Consider the following 18,241-nt stretch of genomic DNA (forward strand, 5'->3'; position numbering starts at 1 on the left):
TGTCAGGCTTCGGGCAGCGAGCGCGGCCCGAGCAGGAAGAGCCATTCGGCGGCGAGCGTGACGGTGCTGTCTTCCAGCTCCAGCCAGACCTCTTCCTTCAGCAGGAAGCTGTCGCCCGCCCTCGGCACCACGTCCGCGATGCGCACCCGCGCCCGGAAGCGCGCGCCCACCGGCATCGGGCGCACGAAGCGCAGGCGGTCGAAGCCGTAGTTGAGCGCGTGGTTCGAGTCGAAGGGCAGCAGCGTGCGCATGGCCTCGCCGGTCAGACGGATCAGGTGCGACACCTGGAAGAAGCCCTGCACGATGGTGCCGCCGTAGTCCGCCTCGCGCGCCGCGCGCTCGGGGTCGAGGTGAATCCATTCGCCCTCGCCGTCGCCCGACAGCTCGGAATAGCGCTCGACCATCTCCTGCGTGATGCGGTGCCAGCCGGAGTGGCCTTCCTGGCCGATCTTCAGCTTCAGCCGCTCCAGCAGCGCGTCGGACATCGCGTTCAACGCAGCGCGTAGCCAGCCACCACGCCGGCGAACACCGTGAACCCCAGCCAGTGGTTCAGCCGGAATGCCTTGAAGCAGCCTTCGCGCGTGCGCTCGCGGATCAACCGCCAGTGCCACAGCGCCTGCGCCGCGGCCACCGCGATGCCGGCGTAGAACAGCACGCCCAGCGAACGGCTCGCACCGGCCCAGGTCCAGACCGCAAGGAAGATCGCGTAGCTCGCCATCACCGCCGCCACGTCGAAGCGGCCGAAGGTGATGGCTGAAGTCTTCATGCCGATCTTGAGGTCGTCGTCGCGATCGACCATCGCGTACTCGGTGTCGTAGGCCAGCACCCAGAACAGGTTGCCCGCGAGCAGCACCGCGGCAAAGACCGGCACGTCGGACTGCACCGCCGCAAAGGCCATCGGAATGCCGAAGCTGAAGGCGATGCCCAGCACCGCCTGCGGGATCGAGACGAAGCGCTTGGCGAACGGATAGATCAGCGTGATGGCCAGCGCCGCGAACGACCACAGCACCGTCGTGCGATTGGTCGTGAGCACCAGCCCGAAGGACACCAGCGCGAGCACCACGCCCAGCCCCAGCGCTTCCTTGACCGACATCGCGCCGCTGGTGACGGGCCGTTGCGCCGTGCGTTTCACGTGACGGTCGAAGTCGCGGTCGGCCACGTCGTTGACGCAGCAGCCTGCGCTGCGCATGAGGAAAGTGCCGAGCGTGAACACGACCAGCAGGTGCCAGCCGGGCCAGCCGCCCGCCGCAAACCAGAGCGCGCCGAGCGTGGGCCACAGCAGCAGCAGCCAGCCCGCGGGACGGTTCCAGCGGATCAGGTCGAGATACAACGCAAAACGCCCGCGAGGGGGCGCGGGCGCGATGGCGGGGGGAGCGGAATCAGTCTTCAAGGAGCGAGCGCAGCATCCAGGCCGTCTGATCGTGCACAGTGCAGCGCGCGGTCAGCATGTCGGCCGTCGGGTCGTCGCCGGCTTCTTCGGCGACAGGAATGAATTCGCGCGCGATGCGCGAGACGGTTTCGTGGCCCTTCACCAGGATGCGCACCATCTCCATCGCCTTGGGCGGGTTCTGCGGCACGTCGGGCACGGTGGCGATCTTGCTGAACTCGGCGTACGAGCCCGGCGCATAGTGGCCCAGCGCGCGGATGCGCTCGGCGAGCACGTCGGTGGCGCCCCACAGCTCGGTGTACTGGCCCATGAACATCGCGTGCAGCGAGTTGAAGTGCGGGCCCGTCACGTTCCAGTGGAAGTTGTGCGTGGTGAGGTAGAGCGTGTAGGTGTCGGCCAGCACGCGGCTCAGGCCTTCAGCGATTGCGGCGCGGTCCTGGCGCTCGATGCCGATGTTGATGATGGGCGCATTGCGGCTGCCCGACTCCTGCGCGACCTGCTTGCCGCCCTTCTTGGGCACCTTGCCGGCGGAAGAGGCGGGCGATGATTTCTTCAGGGCTTTGGCCATGGCGGGAGATCCTTCTTCAATCGGGTTCGAGTTTCGGGTGTACGCCTGAATTCTGAAAGCCGGCATGCGGCTTCGCAACAGCGCCACTCTATCTCAGCGATCAACGATTCAAAACGGCGGCCGCGTAGGCCGGCGCCCCGAATCGCGGCCATCTACGAAAGGCGCTTGACGCCGGGAAGCTCGCACGCGTAGATCGCGTTGCGCAGCGCGGCGATGGCCTCGTAGCGCGTGAAGGTGCGCCGCCACGCGAGCACCACGCGGCGCGTGGGCGGATCGCGGTCCTGCGCGTCGCGCACCGGCAGGTAGCGCACCATCTGCTCGGGCTCCTTGCGGCCCTTCACCTTCGGCTTGATCGCCTCTGCCGGCACCGACAGGCGCGGCACCAGCGTCACGCCCATGCCCGAGGCCACCATGTGCTTGATGGTCTCGAGCGACGAGCCCTCGAAGCTCTTGCGGATGCCTTCCGCATTGCTCGAAAAGCGCGCGAACTCCGGGCACACCTCCAGCACGTGGTCGCGGAAGCAGTGGCCGGTGCCCAGCAGCAGCATGGTCTCGCTCTGCAGCTCTTCCGAGGTGATGGAATCGCGGTCGGCGAACTTGTGCTTGTTGGGCAGCGCCGCCATGAAGGGCTCGTCGTACAGCGGCGCCATCGCGAGGCCGGTGTCGGGAAAGGGCTCGGCCATGATGGCGCAGTCGATCTCGCCGGCGCGCAGCATTTCCAGCAGCTTCACGGTGAAGTTCTCCTGCAGCACCAGCGGCATCTGCGGCGTGCGCGCGATCACCTGGCGCACCAGGTCGGGCAGCAGGTACGGCCCGATGGTGTAGATCACGCCCAGATTCAGCGGGCCGGCCAGTGGATCCTTGCCGCGCTTGGCGATCTCCTTGATGCTGGCGGCCTGGTCGAGCACGCTCTGCGCCTGCTGCACGATCTGCTCGCCGAGCGGCGTGACGGTCACTTCGCCGGCACTGCGCTCGAAGAGCTTGACTTCGAGCTCGTCCTCGAGCTTCTTGATGGCAACGGAGAGAGTCGGCTGCGAAACGTAGCAGGCCTCGGCCGCCTTGCCGAAGTGCCGTTCGCGGGCCACTGCGACGATGTATTTGAGTTCGGTGAGAGTCATAGCTTGCGTCAATTATGCGCAAGGGTTTGTGACCGGGATGGCCTGGGGTCTTGGCGATCGGGCCTGCCCCGCCGCATTCAGGGCGGCGCGGCCTGTGCGGCGGGCAGGCGGCGCGGGCCGGATCTTGCCCGCCTGCCCTGCGCAATGCCCGGCCTCTCGACCAGCCGGTAGCTGACGACCGAGGCCGCCACGAGCAGCAGCGCGCAAAGGGTGCCGGTCAGCCAGTACTGCGGCGCGCCGGCCATCGCGAACTCCCGCACCGGCCCCGCGGCGAAGACCACGGTCAGCGCCAGCCCCTGCAGCAGGTAGATGCTGTAGCTCACCGTGCTCATGCGCCGGGCCGAGCGCAGGTCCAGCAGGCCGAACAGCGTGCTGCCACGGCAGACCAGATGGAAGAAGCCCCACAGCAGCAGGACCTGGATCGGCCCGACCATGTGCTCGAAGCCGATGAACACGGCCACGAGGCAGGCCAGCGCGAGCAGCGAGGCCGCCCATTCCGGCAGTCGCCGTGCGCCGTCGCGCCGGACCAGCCACGCCGACAGCATGCCCAGCAGGAACGACGCCAGCACCCAGGCCACGGCGCCGATCAGCAGTGCAATCGTCGGGCGATTGGGCGTGGCACCCGGCGAAAACGCCGCGGCGGTCAACGCCAGCAGGCACAGCAGCAGGCCGCCTGCGACGAAGCGCGGCGTCCGCCCGCTGCGCGCGATCGGCGCCATCGGCCTGAGCGCCCCGTAGAACAGCCACTCGAAGAAGATCGTCCACGTCACGCCCGCCAGGATCAGCCCTGTGCCGACATGGCCGTTGATGTCCGGCTGCAGCGGCCAGATGCCCAGCGCCAGCCACTGCAGCATCGTGCCCAGCACGGACCCCGCCGGCTCCCTCAGCTCGAACCCGGTTTTCCACGCAACGACAAGGAACATCAGGCCCACAGCCAGTAGGTACGTCGGCCCGATGCGCCAGAGCCGGCCGATGTACAGGCTCTTCCAGTCCGGCCGCCCTTTCGCGTCGAGCAATTTCCCCCAGAACAGGAAGCCGGTGATCATGAAGAAGACGCCCACGCCGACCTGCCCCAGCAGCGTGGGAAAGCCCGGCGGCGGAAAGCTCCATTCGCCGCGCACGATGTAGCCGTGCGTCACCATCAGGTGGTGCACGAAGACGCTCAGCGCGAGAAAGCCGCGCAGCCCGTCGAGCGTCGCGGTGCGTTGATCGCGCCCGTGCGGCTCGTCGGCCACGCGGAAGACCGGCAGGGCCAGCATGCAAAGCACGGCCAGCACGAGCACGAAGTACGGCCAGGCGGAAAAGACGCTCATCGCCGGCGCGGCCTGCTTCGCGGCGTTCCTGCTTCAGGCGCCTTTGCGACAACGCCGGCATCTGCTCCCGCCGGCCCTGCGCGCTCCTTGTTCAGCTCACCGGAAGCCGGCGACCGGAAGCGCGACGCATACGCCCATGCGGCGCCGCGCCGGTGCAGCGCGAACACCCTCATGCGCCGGCGGCGTCGAGGTCCCTGGCCGCGAGCGATCGCGGCCGCATGTCGGTCCAGTTCGATTCGATGAAGGCGCCGCAGGCCGCCCTGTCGGTGGCCGGCAGCGCCACTTCCCAGCCGGCCGGCACGGCGATGAAGGCCGGCCACAGCGAGTGCTGCCCCTCTTCATTGACCAGCACCAGGAAGCTGGCGTTCTTGTCGTCAAACGGATTGCTCATCTTCGGTTTCCTTGCAGGGGATTCTTCGTTCAGGCCATTTCCATGGACTCGGGCGCCGCCTCGCGCAGCGCCGCGAGAGCCGCGGTGATTTCGGTCAGCGCGCGATGGCGCGCGAAGTCCTCGCGCAGCACGCCGGCGCGCTGGCGGTAGCCGGGCTCGTTCAGCAGCCGGCGCACCGCGTCGCCGATCTGGCGCGCGCCCGGCTGGCCGCTGCCGAGGTTGATGCCCGCGCCCGACCAGGCCACGCGCGCGGCGATCTCGGGCTTTTCCTCGGTGGCACCGGCCACCACCAGCGGCACGCCGAGGCTCAGCGCATGGTTGACGGAGCCATAGCCGCCGTTGGTCACCATCGCATGCACCTTGGGCAGCAGCCGGTCGTAGGGCAGGAAAGGCAGCACGCGGGCATTCGCCGGCACGGCCATGTTCAGCGCGGCCGGCAGCGGGCCGCCGGTGGTGGCGATGACCTGGATGTCCTTCGCCCCGGCCAGCGCCTGCAGCGTCGGGCCGATCAGCTGCGCCGGGTTCTCGTTGGCCAACGTGCCCTGCGTGACCAGCACCACCGAGCGGCCGTCGTCCAGCTCGTGCCACCAGTCGGGCTCCACGAAGTCGCGGCTGGCGGGCGCGAGCAGCGGGCCGACGAAGCGCACCGAGGCCGGCATGTCGCTGCGCGGGTACTCGAAGGATTCGGAAGTCAGCTGCAGGTACAGGTCCGGCAGCTTGACCATCGCGTCGATGAAGAACTCCGGCAGCACGGGCAATCCCGCGCAGGTCAGCAGCGCATCGAAATAACGCTGCACCTCGCCGAACATCGCCTGCTTGAGGTTGGTGTTCATCGCGCGGTTGCGCACGCGCCCTTCCGGCGTGGACGAAGGCGGCAGCGCGGTGCCGAAGAAGGCCGTGTCGCAGCTCGACAGCGGCAGCGCCGAGATGCCGATGGCCACGACCGCAGGGCGCTGCTCGCGCGGCCCCAGCAGCAGCGGGAAGGTGCCGCAGAACATCGTGTCGACCACGATGGCATCGGCCGCGAAGTCCTTCAGGATCGCGCTCAGGCCGCTGCGTTGCGCCGCCATGGCATCGGCGAAGAAGTGCTTCAGGCCGAAGCACAGCTGCGCATGCGCCGACGGCAGGCGCTGGCGCTGCGGAAAGCGCTGGTCGAGCTCGCGGTGATCGAAGTCGATCGCGGCCTCGAAAGCGGTGAAGCTCGCGCCGGTGGCCTCGGCCTGCGCCCGGAAGCGGCTCGCGGTGTGCACCCGCACCTCGTGCCCGAGGCCCATCAGGTGCTGGGCGATGGCCAGCATCGGCAACACGTGTCCCGGCAACGGTGTCGCCGCGATGAGGTAGCGCGCCATGGTGTCAGGCCTCCTGCGATGCGCCGGCTTCGACGACGGCGCGGCGCGCCTTGGTGTCGATGCCCAGGTCGACGAAGTAGCGCTGCAGCAGGTCGCGGTCCACCGGGCGGATCGCCGCGCCGATGGCTTCGAGCTGCGCATGCGTGGCCTCGCCGCTGACCTTCGGCGGCGTGGCCGAAGTGTCGTAGCGGTCGAGGATGGCCAGCACCGCCGCGAGGTCTCGGTCCTGCCCGACGGCGAGCCGCGCATGCGCGCGCTGCAGCCAGGGCTCGAGTCCGACCGGTTCGAGCCGCATGCCGAGCCGCTCGAATACCGGAGGAATGTCGCGCACCCGCAGCGCTTCCTGGCTCGTCAGGTGGAACACCTGGCCCCACGAGGCCTGCTGCCCCGCGAGTCCGAGGATGGCGCGCGCCACGTCGTCCACAGGCGTGAGGTTGAGCGGCAGGTCCATGTCGGGAATCGCTTCCAGGTCGGCATAGAGATGCGCCACGCGCCAGATCAGGTCGTCGGCGTTGCAGATGGCGTGCGTGTGGTCGCCGGTGACCGCGCCCAGCCGGTAGATCGCCACCGGCATGCCGCGCACCTGCGCCTCGCGCGCCAGCGCGTCGCCGACCCACTTGCTCTGGCTGTAGCCGTCGACCAGCCCGCTCCAGGAGGCCAGCGCCGACTGCTCGGTGACGGTGCCCTCCTTGTTGTTCTGATCGATCACCGCCAGCGTCGACACGTAGTGCATGCTCTTGGGCCGGCCCTGCGCGGTCCACTCCAGCAGCGTGACCACGCTGTCGACGTTGGCCGGCTTCAGGCTGGCGTACGGGTGCAAAAAGTCGACTTGCGCGGCGCAGTGGTAGATGGCGTCGCAGCCGTCGCGCACCAGCCGCACGGCGCTGTCGTCGAGGCCGAGCAGCGGCTTGCCGAGGTCGCCGGTCACGACCTTGATGCGCTCGTCGTCCCAGATCGCGCCGAGCTGGCGCTGCGCCAGCGTGAGCTGCAGGCGGCGCTTGCCCGCTTCCTCGTCGGCGGCGCGCACATGGCAGACCACGCAGGCCGATGATTCGCGCAGCAGCGCGGCCAGCAGGTGGCTGCCGACGAAGCCGCTGGCGCCGGTCAGGAACACGCGCTTCGCGATCAGCGGCGGCAGGGCCACATGGGGCTGGATGTGCGCGGGCAGGTCGAGTTCGCGCGACAGGTCGAGCGCCTCGGCGGCGCCGTTCGCGCTGTCGTCGAGCCACGCGGCCAGGGCTGCGATGGTCGGGCGGTTGTAGACCTCGGCGTGCGGGAAGTCGGCGCGCACCTGCTGGCGGATGCGCATGCCGAGCTGGATGGCCATCAGCGAATGCCCGCCGAGTTCGAAGAAGTTGTCGTGGATGCCCACGCGCTCCAGGTGCAGCGTCTCGGCCCAGAGCGCGGCCAGCTGCCTTTCTGTGGCAGTGCGAGGCTCGGCATACGGCGCGGCCGCCTGCTGCTGCCCCGGCGCCGGCAGCGTCCTGCGGTCGAGCTTGCCGCTTTGCGTCAGCGGCAGGAACGGCAGGTGCACGAAGGCCGAGGGGACCATGTAGTCGGGCAGCGACTGCGCCATGTGGGCGCGCAGCTCCAGCGGCTGCGGATCGGCCGACGCGACCACGTAGGCCACGAGGCGCTTCTCGCCCGGCACGTCCTCGCGGGCGATCACAGCCGCCTGCGTCACCTGCGGATGCCGCAGCAGCACCGATTCGATCTCGCCCGGCTCGATGCGGAAGCCGCGGATCTTCACCTGCTGGTCGGCGCGGCCCAGGAAGTCGAGGCTGCCGTCATTGCGCCAGCGCACCAGGTCGCCGCTGCGGTACATGCGGCTGCCGGGCTCGCCGAACGGATCGGCGATGAAGCGCTCGGCGCTCAGCAGCGGGCGGTTCAGGTAGCCGCGCGCGACGCCGCTGCCCGCGATGTAGAGCTCGCCCGCAACGCCGGGCGGCACCGGCTGCAGCGCGTCGTCGAGCACGTACAGCCGCGTGTTCCACACCGGCTTGCCGATGGACGGCGCTTCCTTCGCGTTCATCGGCGCGCTCATGCTCGCGCAGATGGTGATCTCGGTCGGCCCGTACGCATTGATCATGCGGCGGCCCTTCGACCAGCGCGCCGCCAGCTCGGCCGGGCAGGCATCGCCGCCCACCACCACCGTCTGCAGGTACGGGTAGTCACCCTCCGGCAGCGTGGCCAGCGCGGCCGGTGGAATCAGCGCATGGCTCACAGCCTGCCTGCCGAGCAGTTCGGCCAGATCCGTGCCCAGCAGCGGCTGCGGCGACGGCACCACCAGCGCGGCGCCGGCGTGGAAGGCCATGAGCAGGTCCATCACCGAGGCGTCGAAGCCGCTGGAGGAGAACTGCAGCACGCGCGAGTCGTGGCCGATGGCGAAGCGCTGCGCCATAGAGGCGCCGAGGCTGCTCAGGCCCGCATGCGGCACCACCACGCCCTTGGGCAAGCCGGTGGAGCCCGAGGTGTAGATGACGTAGGCGGCATCGCGCGGATCGACCGCGCGCGCCTGCGCCATGGGGCCGTCCGACTGGATCGCCAGCGCGGCGACGGTCTCGTCGCTGTCGAGCGCCAGGCAATGCGCAATGCCGGCCAGCTCAGGCAGCAGCGATGCGTGCGTCAGCACGGCGGCAGGCGCCGCTTCCGCGAACACGAAGGCGCTGCGCCCCGCCATGTGGTTCGGGTCGATGGGCAGGTACGCCGCGCCGGCCTTCACGATGGCCAGGTGCGCCACTACGAGATCGAGCGAACGCGGCAGCACCGTCGCGACGATGTCGCCGGCACCGATGCCACGGCCGCGCAGCAGGTGCGCGAGCCGATTGGCGCGCATGTCGAGCGCGGCGTAGCCGACGGTGGCGTCGTCGAGCACCACGGCCGGCGCATTGGGGCGCGCGGCGGCATGCGACTCCACCATGGCCGCCAGCGAGAGCGGCGCGATGTCATGCGTGCTGCCGCTCCAGTCGGACAGCAGGCGGCGGCTTTCCTCCTCGCCCAGGATGTCCAGGCTGCCCAGCGCCGCGTCGGGCGCATCGCAGGCCTGTTCCAGCAGTCGCACCAGCCGCTCGCCGATGGCCACGACGGTGCCGCGCTCGAACAGGTCGGTGCTGTACTGGATGCCGCCGGCGATGCCGCCCGGCAGGCCGTCGGCGCCGCGCTGCTCGTCGAGGATGAAGGACAGGTCGAACTTCGCCGTGTCGACCTCCACCGGCTGCGGCGTGAGCGACAGGCCCGGCAGGCTGAAGGACAGGCGGTTGTTGTTGCTGCTCTGGAAGCCCAGCATGACCTGGAACAGCGGCAGGTTGGCGCCGCCGCGCTGGGGCCGCAGCAGCTCCACGATGCGGTCGTACGGGAACTCCTGGTTCGCATAAGCGGCGAGGTTGGTGGCGCGCACCCGCGCGACCAGCTCGCGCAGGCCGGGCTGCCCCGCGACGTCGGTGCGCAGCACCAGCGCGTTGACGAAGCAGCCGATGAGTTCGTCCAGCGCATGGTCGCTGCGTCCTGCCACCGGCGTTCCGATGACGATGTCGTCGCCCGCGCCGAGCCGGTTCAGCAGGCCCGCGAGTGCGGCCTGCAGCACCATGAAGACGCTGGCCTGGCCGTCGCGCGCCAGCTGCAGCATGCGCTCGTGAACGTGCGCCGGAATCTGCAGCGGCACCACATCGCCGCGGTAGCTGGGCACCGTCGGATGCGGCCGGTCGACCGGCAGGCTCAGGCGCTCGGGCAGCTCCCGCAGGGTCTCGCGCCAGAACTCGCGCTGGCGGCCGGCCATGCTCTCGGGGTCGTCCTCGCTGCCGAGCAGGTCCTGCTGCCACAGCGCGTAGTCGGCGTACTGCAGCGGCAGCGGCGCCCAGCCGGGCGCCTGGCCCTCGCTGCGCGCGGCGTAGGCAATGCTCAGGTCGCGCGCCAGCGGCAGCAGCGACGCGCCGTCGCCGACGATGTGGTGGGTGAGCAGCAGCAGCACATGCTCGTCGGCAGCCAGCCTGAACAGGTGCGGGCGCAGCGGGACCGTGGTGCCGAGGTCGAAGCCGGTGCGGGCCGCGGCGTGCAGCTGCACGGCGATCTCTTCTTCGCTGCTGTCGGCCTCGATCAGCAATGCGCGCGCCTTTTCGCCCTCGAGGATGTGCTGATAGGGCAGCCCGTCCTCGCTCGGGTAGACGGTGCGCAGGCTTTCGTGGCGCTGCATCAGGTCGTCGAGCGCCGACTGCAGCGCGGCGCGGTCGAGCGCGCCCGACAGGCGCAGCGCCAGCGGCATGTTGTAGGCGGGGTTCGCGTTCTCGAGCTGGTTCATCAGCCACAGGCGGCGCTGCGCGAAGGACAGCGGAATGCGCGCCGGACGCGGCATCGGCGTGATGCTGGGCCGCGACTGCGAGGCCTGGTCCAGCAGCTCGGCGAGGCCGGCGATGGTGGAGACCTGGAACAGCGTGTCCAGCGGCAGGTCGATCATGAACTGCTGCCGGATCATCGAGATCAGCTGCACGATCATCAGCGAGTGGCCGCCGAGCTCGAAGAAGTTGTCGTGGATGCCCACGCGCGGCAGGTGCAGCGTCTCGGCCCAGAGACCCGCGAGGACCTTCTCGGTGTGCGTGCGCGGCGCCGCATAGGGCGTGGCCGCCTGCAGCTCGGGCGCCGGCAGCGCCTTGCGGTCGAGCTTGCCGCTGGGGCCGAGCGGAAGGGCCAGCACGTTGACGAAGGCCGAGGGCACCATGTACTCGGGCAGCGACTGCGCGAGGTGGGTGCGCAGCTCGGCCGCCTGCGGATCGGCCGCGTCGGCAGCCACCACGTAGGCCACGAGCCGCTTCTCGCCCGGCACGTCCTCGCGCGCAACCACCGCGGCCTGCGCGACCTGCGGGTGGCGCAGCAGCACCGACTCGATCTCGCCGGGCTCGATGCGCAGGCCGCGGATCTTCACCTGCTGGTCGGCACGGCCGAGGAAGTCGAGGCTGCCGTCGCTGCGCCAGCTCGCCAGGTCGCCGGTGCGGTACATGCGGCTGCCGGGCTGGCCGTAAGGATTGGCGACGAAGCGCTCGGCACTCAGCAGCGGGCGGTTGAGATACCCACGCGCCAGGCCGATGCCCGCGATGTACAGCTCGCCGGTGGTGCCGGGCGGCACGGGCTGCAGGCCGCTGTCGAGCACGTGCATCTGCGTGTTCCAGATCGGACTGCCGATCGGCACGCTCTTCAGGGCGGTCCCGCCTTCCGTCGTGCGGGGGCACTCCCACGAGGTGACGTCGACGGCGGCCTCGGTCGGCCCGTAGAGGTTGTGCAGCTCGCACGGCAGCAGTTGCTGGAACTGCGACTGCAGCGCGGGCGACAGGGCCTCGCCGCTGCAGATCACGCGCCGCAGCGAAGTGCACGCGGAGGCCGTGGGTTCGAGCAGGAACACTTCCAGCATCGACGGCACGAAGTGGATCGTGGTGATGCCTTCATCCGCGATCAGCCCCGCGAGGTAAGCCGCGTCCTTGTGGCCGCCCGGCTTCGCCAGCACCAGCGTGGCGCCGTCGATCAGCGGCCAGAAGAACTCCCACACCGACACGTCGAAGCTCGACGGCGTCTTCTGCAGCACGCGGTCGTCGGCCCCGATGCGATAGCGGTCCTGCATCCAGCGCAGGCGGTTGACGATGGCGCGGTGCGACACGACCGCGCCCTTCGGCCTGCCGGTCGAGCCGGAGGTGTAGATCACGTAGGCCGGGCGCGAGGGATCGATGTCGATGCCGTGATCGGCGTCGTCGCTATTCGCCAAGTCCGCAAACGTTTGCTCTATATCGAGCAGAAGTGTCGGGGAGCTCACCTGCAGCGACTCCGCAAGCGCGGCGGTGGTGACGAGGCACGCCGGCTGCGCGTCGCCGAGCATGAAGGCGATGCGGTCCTGCGGGAAGTCGGGGTCCACCGGCAGGTAGGCCGCGCCGGTCTTCAGCGTGGCGAGCAGCGCCACCATCAGGTCGAACGAGCGCGCAATGGCGAGCGCCACGGTGCGCTCCGGCCCCGCGCCGCGCGCACGCAGCAGGTGCGCGAGACGGTTGGCACGGCGGTTCAGTTCCTCGTTGCTCATCGCCTCGCCGTCGAAGCGCAACGCGACGCCCTGCGGGTTGGCCGCAAGCTGCGCCTCGATCAGCGCGACGAGGTTGGTGTCGGGCACCGCGTGGGCCGTGTCGTTCCACGTCACCAGCAGCTGTTCGCGCTCGCCCGCCTGCAGCAGGTCGATGTGGCCGATGGCCTGGTCGGGCTGGCGGATCACCGCCGTCATGAAGGCCAGCAGCCGGCGCTGATGAGCAGCCAGTTCCCGCGCGGTGTAGATCGCCGGGTTGGCGTCGAAGTCGATCTGCAGGTCCTGCCCGTTGCCGCGCTCGTACAAAAAGATGCCCAGGTCCTCGGCCGTGCCGTTCGACAGGTTGCGCGGCTTCGCGCTGCTGCCCGCGAAGCGGAAGTCGTAGTCGAAGGGCTCGACGTTGACCACGGTGGTGAAGAGCTGCCGGTTGTTCACCAGCATGTTCAGGTCGCTGCGCAGGTGCTCGTAGCGGTACGACTGGTGCCGCAGGATCTGCCGCATCTGCCGGCCCACTTCGTTGATGAGCTCCGGCACCTGCAGGTCCGGGCGCATCGCGAGCCGCAGCGGCAGCGCGTTCGCCACCATCGCCGGCACGCGGCGCATGCGGTCGTTGTGGCGCGCGGTGACGGGAATGCCGATCACCATGTCCTCGATGCCGGTGGCACGGTACAGGTAGGCCGCGGTGGTGGCGATCAGGATCTGCGGCAGCGTGGTGCCGAGCTGCTGCGCGATGTCGGCCAGCGCCCGTACGCTGGCGGCCGGCAGGTGCGCAGTCTGGCGCAGCAGGCCGCCGACGTTGACCGAGCGGTGCGAAGCGAGGCTCAGCGGATCGGGCGCGTCGGCGAAGCGCTCCGTCCAGTACTGGCGGTCGCGCGGGAAGCGGCCGGATTCGCGGTACGCCTTCTCTTCCTCGGCCAGCTGCGAGATGGGCGCGAGGCGCGACGCATCAGGTACTTCGGTGCCTTCGATGCGCGCGGTGTAGACGTCGGCGAAGCGCCGCGCGATCAACCCGCCGCCGAAGCCGTCGAGCACGATGTGATGGCTGCGGTGGTACCAGACGTGGCGCTCGGGCGCGATGCGGATCAGCGCGGACATCCACAGCTGGTCGCGCGCGAGGTCGTCCTTGCGGTTGAAGTCGGCCTGCATCCACGCTTGCGCCGCTGCGAGCGGATCTGCCTCGCCGCTGAAGTCCAGGTAGGGCATCTCGCGCGTGAAGGCGGGTGCGACCACCTGGCGCGGCCCCTGCGCGGTGTCGACGAAGCTCAGGCGCGTCGCTTCGGCTTCCCCGGTCACCTGCCGCATCGCGGCCAAGAAGACGTCGGGATCGATCGGGCCTTCGATGTCGATGGCTTCGGCGAGATTGAAGTTGGTGTCGGGCGAGGCGAACCTGGCGCCGAGCCACATCGCCATCTGGCCCGAAGTGAGGACAGATGCGTCACCCAGAGGTTCGACCGTGCTCATGAACTTCTCCACGTCTTGAATGAATCGGAGGTGAATGTGTCCTGAAGACACATTCGCAAACTCCGAATCAATGTACAAGCTGTTTCAACAATTTCAGAGACAGCTTCTCGGGTGAAAACATTTCACGTGAGACGTTGAGCAAGAAAGATTTCATCGGGAAGTGGTCACCCGATGAGCGGCTGCCAAATCCGATGGCTTTAGTCGTAACCGCAACAGGAAGCGCGGGAAATGGAATGTTGCAATGCAACAACTTCATCTCCTGGGTGTAGGGTTTTCCCTCCGGAGCGCGGCTTCAGCGCTTCTCGAAATACGGAATGAAGATGTCGTTGGCGGCCACGCCGACCTGCTTGACCCAGTTCAGCGAAAAGTTCTCGCCGAGGCGCTGCAGGTCGCGCCCGAGCAGGAAGGAAACCGGCTCGACCTTGATGCCGTTGCGCCGCAATTCGTCGGTGGAACGGGCCGCCACCTCGGCGCTGCGGGCCCATCCGCGCGCTTCGGCTACCGCGCATGCGGCAGCCAGGGAGTTGCGCGAGGATTGGGCAAGGGCGTCCCATGCCTTGCCGTTGACGAACACGAGGTTCTTCGGAAACCACGCGTTGATCTCGTAGAAGTAGCGCATCGACTGCCACGCGTGGCTTTCCACGCCGGTCACCGCGGAGGTCAGCATGCAGTCGATGCGGCCTTCCGCCAGGGCCTTGTCGAGCCCGGTGGCCGGAACGTCGACGGGCACTGCGCCCATCAGCGTCGCGATGCGCGCGGTCGTGTCGTTGTAGGCGCGCATGCGCATGCCGCGCAGGTCGCCCACGCCGCCGAGCGGCCGTGTCGAGTACAGGCCCTGCGGCGGCCACGCCACGGCACAGAGCACGCGCATCCCGCGCTGCGCGAAGGCCTGCTCGATCAGCGGGCGCTGGATGCGCCACAGCATCTGCGCGTCGGCATAGCTGCGGGTGATGAAGGGAACGGAGTCGGCACCGGCCAGCGGCACGTCGGCGGCGAGGCTGCTCATGATGGCCTCGCCGGCCTCGACCTTGCCCTCCTGCACAGCGGCGCGGATGGCGTTCAGCGCGAACAGCGTGTTGGCGGGATGGATCTCGATGCGAAGCTGCCCGCCGGTCGCGGCCTCGACGTCCTTCGCCATGGCCAGCAGGTTGGCGGTGTGGAAGTTCTCCGCCGGATAGCCGGTGGCCAGCCGCCAAACGACAGCCGCTCGTGCCGCTGGCAGGACGCCCGCGCCGCACGCCAGCAGCGCGAAGTCGCGTCGGGAAATGCGGGCACGGTCCATGGCGCGGCCCCTCAGCCGATGGTCGCGATGGCGGTGCCGGCCGCCACGTAGCCGCCTGCTGCAACCGCGAAGGCGATGCGCCCCGCGCGATGCGCGAGCACCTGCATTTCCATCTTCATCGCCTCCATCACGGCGATGACCGCGCCTTCGGCAACCTCGTCGCCATCGGCCACCTTCCAGCCCTGCACCGTGCCGGAGACGGGCGCAGCCACTGCTGCGGCATCCGCTGCCGGCGCCTGCGCGGCAGGAGCCGCAACCGCACCGCCAGCCGCCGATGAAAGCCCGCTCAGCAGCACGGCAGGCAGGCCCAGCGCCATGCGCCGTCCATCGACCTCGATCGCCGTGCGCAGCAATGCAGCGTCAGGCAGCGGATCGGGGCGCAGGGCCGGCGCTTCGCCGTTGGCGAAGTCGGTCTCGATCCAGCGCGTATGCACCTTGAAGACATCGCCCGAAACGAAATCGGGATGCGCCATCACCGCGCGATGGAAGGGCAGCACGGTCGGCAGGCCCTCGATGCGGAATTCCTTCAGTGCACGCCGTGCACGCGCGATGGCCTGCTCGCGCGTGGCGCCGGTGACGATGAGCTTGGCCATCAGCGAATCGAAGGTGCCCGGCACCTGCGAGCCCGAATCCACGCCGGCATCGACGCGCACGCCGGGCCCCGAGGGCGCCTCGAACACATCGACCGGCCCCGGCGACGGCAGGAAGCCGCGCCCCACGTCCTCGGCGTTGATGCGGAACTCGAAAGAGTGGCCGCGCGGCACCGGCGTCTGCGTGATCGACAGCGGCAGCCCGTCGGCAACGCGCAACTGCTCGATGACGAGGTCGATGCCCGTGGTTTCCTCCGTCACCGGGTGCTCCACCTGCAGCCGCGTGTTCACTTCGAGGAAGGAGATCGCGCCGGTCGTGCTCAGCATGAACTCGACCGTGCCCGCGCCCGTGTAGCCCGCTTCCGCGCAGATGTCGCGCGCGGCCTGGTGGATGCGCTCGCGCTGCGCGTCGCTCAGGAAGGGCGCGGGCGCCTCTTCCACCAGCTTCTGGTTGCGGCGCTGCAGCGAGCAGTCGCGCGTGCCGAGCACCACCACGTTGCCGTGCGTGTCGGCCAGCACCTGCGCCTCGACGTGGCGCGGGCGGTCGAGGAACTGCTCGACATAGCACTCGCCGCGCCCGAAGGCCGTCACCGCCTCGCGCACCGCCGATTCGTAGAGGCCTTCGACTTCGTCGAGCCGCCACGCCACCTTGATGCCGCGCCCGCCGCCGCCGAACGCGGCCTTGATCGCGACCGGCAGCCCGTGCTTCTCCGCGAAGGCGAGCACCTCGCCCGCGTTCTTCACCGGGTCGGCCGTGCCCGCGACCAGCGGCGCGCCGACCTTCATCGCGAGCTTGCGGGCCTGCACCTTGTCGCCCAGCATCGCGATGGCGGCCGGCGACGGGCCGACCCAGGTGAGGCCGGCATCGATGACGGCCTGCGCGAATGCCGCGCTCTCGGAAAGAAATCCGTAGCCCGGATGCACCGCATCGGCGCCGCTGCGCTCGGCCACCGCGAGCAGCTTGGCGATGTTCAGGTAGGTGTCGGCGGGCTTGTTGCCCTCGAGCCCGTAGGCCTCGTCGGCCATGCGCACGTGCAGTGCATTCAGGTCGGCGTCGGCGTACACCGCGACCGACTGCACGCCGTGATCGGCGCAGGCGCGCGCGATGCGCACGGCGATTTCGCCCCGGTTGGCGATCAGGAGTTTCTTCATGTGGAGGCTTTCACTGGGCCATGGGCCTGAATCGGACGCGCGCATTCACGGGGATCTGTCCCGCGCGGTCCAGGTGATGGGTGGCGACGGAGGCGATCACGGGATAGCCGCCGGTCAGCGGATGGTCGGCCAGGAACAGCACGGGCTGGCCGCTCGCGGGCACCTGGATCGAGCCGCGTGCCGTGCCCTCGCTGGGCAGCTCGTCGTGGTTGGCGCGCGCCAGAGCCACTTCGCCGGCCAGGCGGATGCCGACGCGGTTCGATTGCGGCGTGGTGGTCCACGACTGGCTGCACAGCAGCTCGACCGCGTCGGGCGTGAACCAGTCGGTGCGCGGGCCGAGCACAATGTCGAGCACGACTTCCTCCTGCACGGTTGGCAGATCGGCCGGCGGCGCCTCGGGCTCGCCGACCAGGGCGCCGGCAGACACCGCGCGCACGGGCAGCACGTCGCCCGTTGCGATGGCGTTCGGGCCGACGCGCGCGAGCGTGTCGGTCGAGAGGCTGCCCAGCACGGGCGCGATGTCGAAACCGCCACGCACGGCGATGTAGCTGCGGATGCCGGCGGCCGGTTCGCCCAGCGCGAGCAGGTCGCCGTCGGCCAACGCGACGGGCTGGTAGCGCTGCAGCGGCCACGTCGCGCCGTCGGCGCGCGTGAGGGTGACGGGGCCCTCGGCACCGGTGACGGCAACCACTGCGTCGCCGCGGCATGCCAGCTGGAAGCCGCCGTACGCGATCTCGATGCATGCGGCGTCGGAAGCATTGCCGACGAGCCTGTTGGCCGCCTGCAGCGAGCGACGGTCCATCGCGCCGGAAGCGGAGACGCCCTGCTTCGCCTGGCCCTGGCGGCCGCCGTCCTGCAGCAGCGCCTGCAATCCGGTGGCGCGGATCTCGAAGGCGCTGCCGCCGTTCGTTGCCGCTGGTTGCGATCGCGCGGGCGCGGCAGCCTTGGGCTCTGCGCCCGGCTGGCCTGTGACGTCGACGAAGCGCACTGTGTCGCCCGGCTGCAGCAGCGCGGGCGTCTCGCGCGAGAGGTCCCACATCGGCGCATCGGTGATGCCGAGGATCTGCCAGCCGCCCGGGCTGGCCTGCGGATAGACGCCGCTGAAGCTGCCCGCGAGGCCGACCGCGCCCGCCGGAATGCGCGTGCGCGGCACCTTGCGGCGCGGCACGTTCAGGCTCGGATGCCCGCCCGAGAGGTACGCGAAGCCCGGCGCGAAGCCGGTGAAGGCGACCGTGTAGTCGCTGCCGGTGTGGCGGCGCACCACTTCCCCGGGCGTGATGCCGAGCAGGCCGGCCACCTCGGCGAGGTCTTCGCCGTCGTAGCGCACGGGGATCTCGATGCGCCTGTCGATGCGCGTCTCGCACGCGTCGAGGCTGCGTGCGCCGACCTGCCGCGCGAGTTCATCGGCCGCGATCGCGGCCGGCCGGAATGTGATCAGCAGCGTGCGCGCGGCGGGCACCAGCTCCTCGATACCCGCGATGGGTTCCGCGCGCAGCGAGGCCAGCAGCGCGAGGGTCTGCGGCAGGTCGTCGAGCTCGACCAGCACCGCATTCAGGTTGACCGGCAGGAAGCGCATCG

Annotated in this window: 11 protein-coding genes; all 11 read right to left on the reverse strand. The window is 69.7% G+C overall.

The genetic code is table 11. The annotated features are described in order from the left end of the window. Positions 1 to 2: 2 nt before the first annotated feature. Positions 3 to 485 carry a MaoC/PaaZ C-terminal domain-containing protein gene (locus EJO71_RS18805; protein WP_240651463.1) on the reverse strand — a complete coding sequence of 161 codons (483 nt, stop codon included), beginning with the start codon at positions 483 to 485 and terminating at the stop codon, positions 3 to 5. A gap of 5 nt (positions 486 to 490) precedes the next feature. Next, positions 491 to 1,390, reverse strand: a complete 900-nt coding sequence (gene ubiA / locus EJO71_RS18810; protein WP_171022455.1) for a 4-hydroxybenzoate octaprenyltransferase — start codon at positions 1,388 to 1,390, stop codon at positions 491 to 493. Beyond that, positions 1,380 to 1,955 carry a DNA starvation/stationary phase protection protein gene (locus EJO71_RS18815; protein WP_125950499.1) on the reverse strand — a complete coding sequence of 192 codons (576 nt, stop codon included), beginning with the start codon at positions 1,953 to 1,955 and terminating at the stop codon, positions 1,380 to 1,382. Before EJO71_RS18815 ends, ubiA begins: the two co-directional genes overlap by 11 nt. A gap of 152 nt (positions 1,956 to 2,107) precedes the next feature. Continuing rightward, positions 2,108 to 3,073: a LysR substrate-binding domain-containing protein gene (locus EJO71_RS18820; protein ID WP_125950498.1), complete on the reverse strand. Its 966-nt coding sequence runs from the start codon at positions 3,071 to 3,073 to the stop codon at positions 2,108 to 2,110. A 77-nt stretch (positions 3,074 to 3,150) separates the two neighbouring features. After that, positions 3,151 to 4,386 carry an acyltransferase gene (locus EJO71_RS18825; protein WP_125950497.1) on the reverse strand — a complete coding sequence of 412 codons (1,236 nt, stop codon included), beginning with the start codon at positions 4,384 to 4,386 and terminating at the stop codon, positions 3,151 to 3,153. A gap of 169 nt (positions 4,387 to 4,555) precedes the next feature. After that, on the reverse strand, positions 4,556 to 4,777 hold the full coding sequence (locus EJO71_RS18830; protein WP_125950496.1) for an MbtH family protein: 222 nt from the start codon (positions 4,775 to 4,777) through the stop codon (positions 4,556 to 4,558). Between the two features lie 29 nt (positions 4,778 to 4,806). Further along, positions 4,807 to 6,126 (reverse strand): nucleotide disphospho-sugar-binding domain-containing protein, encoded by a 1,320-nt coding sequence (locus EJO71_RS18835; protein ID WP_125950495.1) that lies wholly within the window; start codon positions 6,124 to 6,126, stop codon positions 4,807 to 4,809. A 4-nt stretch (positions 6,127 to 6,130) separates the two neighbouring features. Then, positions 6,131 to 13,639, reverse strand: a complete 7,509-nt coding sequence (locus EJO71_RS18840) for a non-ribosomal peptide synthetase (RefSeq protein ID WP_125950494.1) — start codon at positions 13,637 to 13,639, stop codon at positions 6,131 to 6,133. Positions 13,640 to 13,931: 292 nt separating this feature from the next. Beyond that, on the reverse strand, positions 13,932 to 14,921 hold the full coding sequence (locus tag EJO71_RS18845; protein WP_125950493.1) for a TRAP transporter substrate-binding protein: 990 nt from the start codon (positions 14,919 to 14,921) through the stop codon (positions 13,932 to 13,934). An 11-nt stretch (positions 14,922 to 14,932) separates the two neighbouring features. Continuing rightward, on the reverse strand, positions 14,933 to 16,663 hold the full coding sequence (locus EJO71_RS18850; protein ID WP_125950492.1) for a biotin carboxylase N-terminal domain-containing protein: 1,731 nt from the start codon (positions 16,661 to 16,663) through the stop codon (positions 14,933 to 14,935). A gap of 10 nt (positions 16,664 to 16,673) precedes the next feature. Then, on the reverse strand, positions 16,674 to 18,239 hold the full coding sequence (locus EJO71_RS18855) for an urea amidolyase family protein (protein WP_125950585.1): 1,566 nt from the start codon (positions 18,237 to 18,239) through the stop codon (positions 16,674 to 16,676). Positions 18,240 to 18,241 lie beyond the last annotated feature (2 nt).

The sequence above is a fragment of the Variovorax sp. 679 genome (assembly GCF_003952185.1).
Classification (GTDB): Bacteria; Pseudomonadota; Gammaproteobacteria; order Burkholderiales; family Burkholderiaceae_C; genus Variovorax.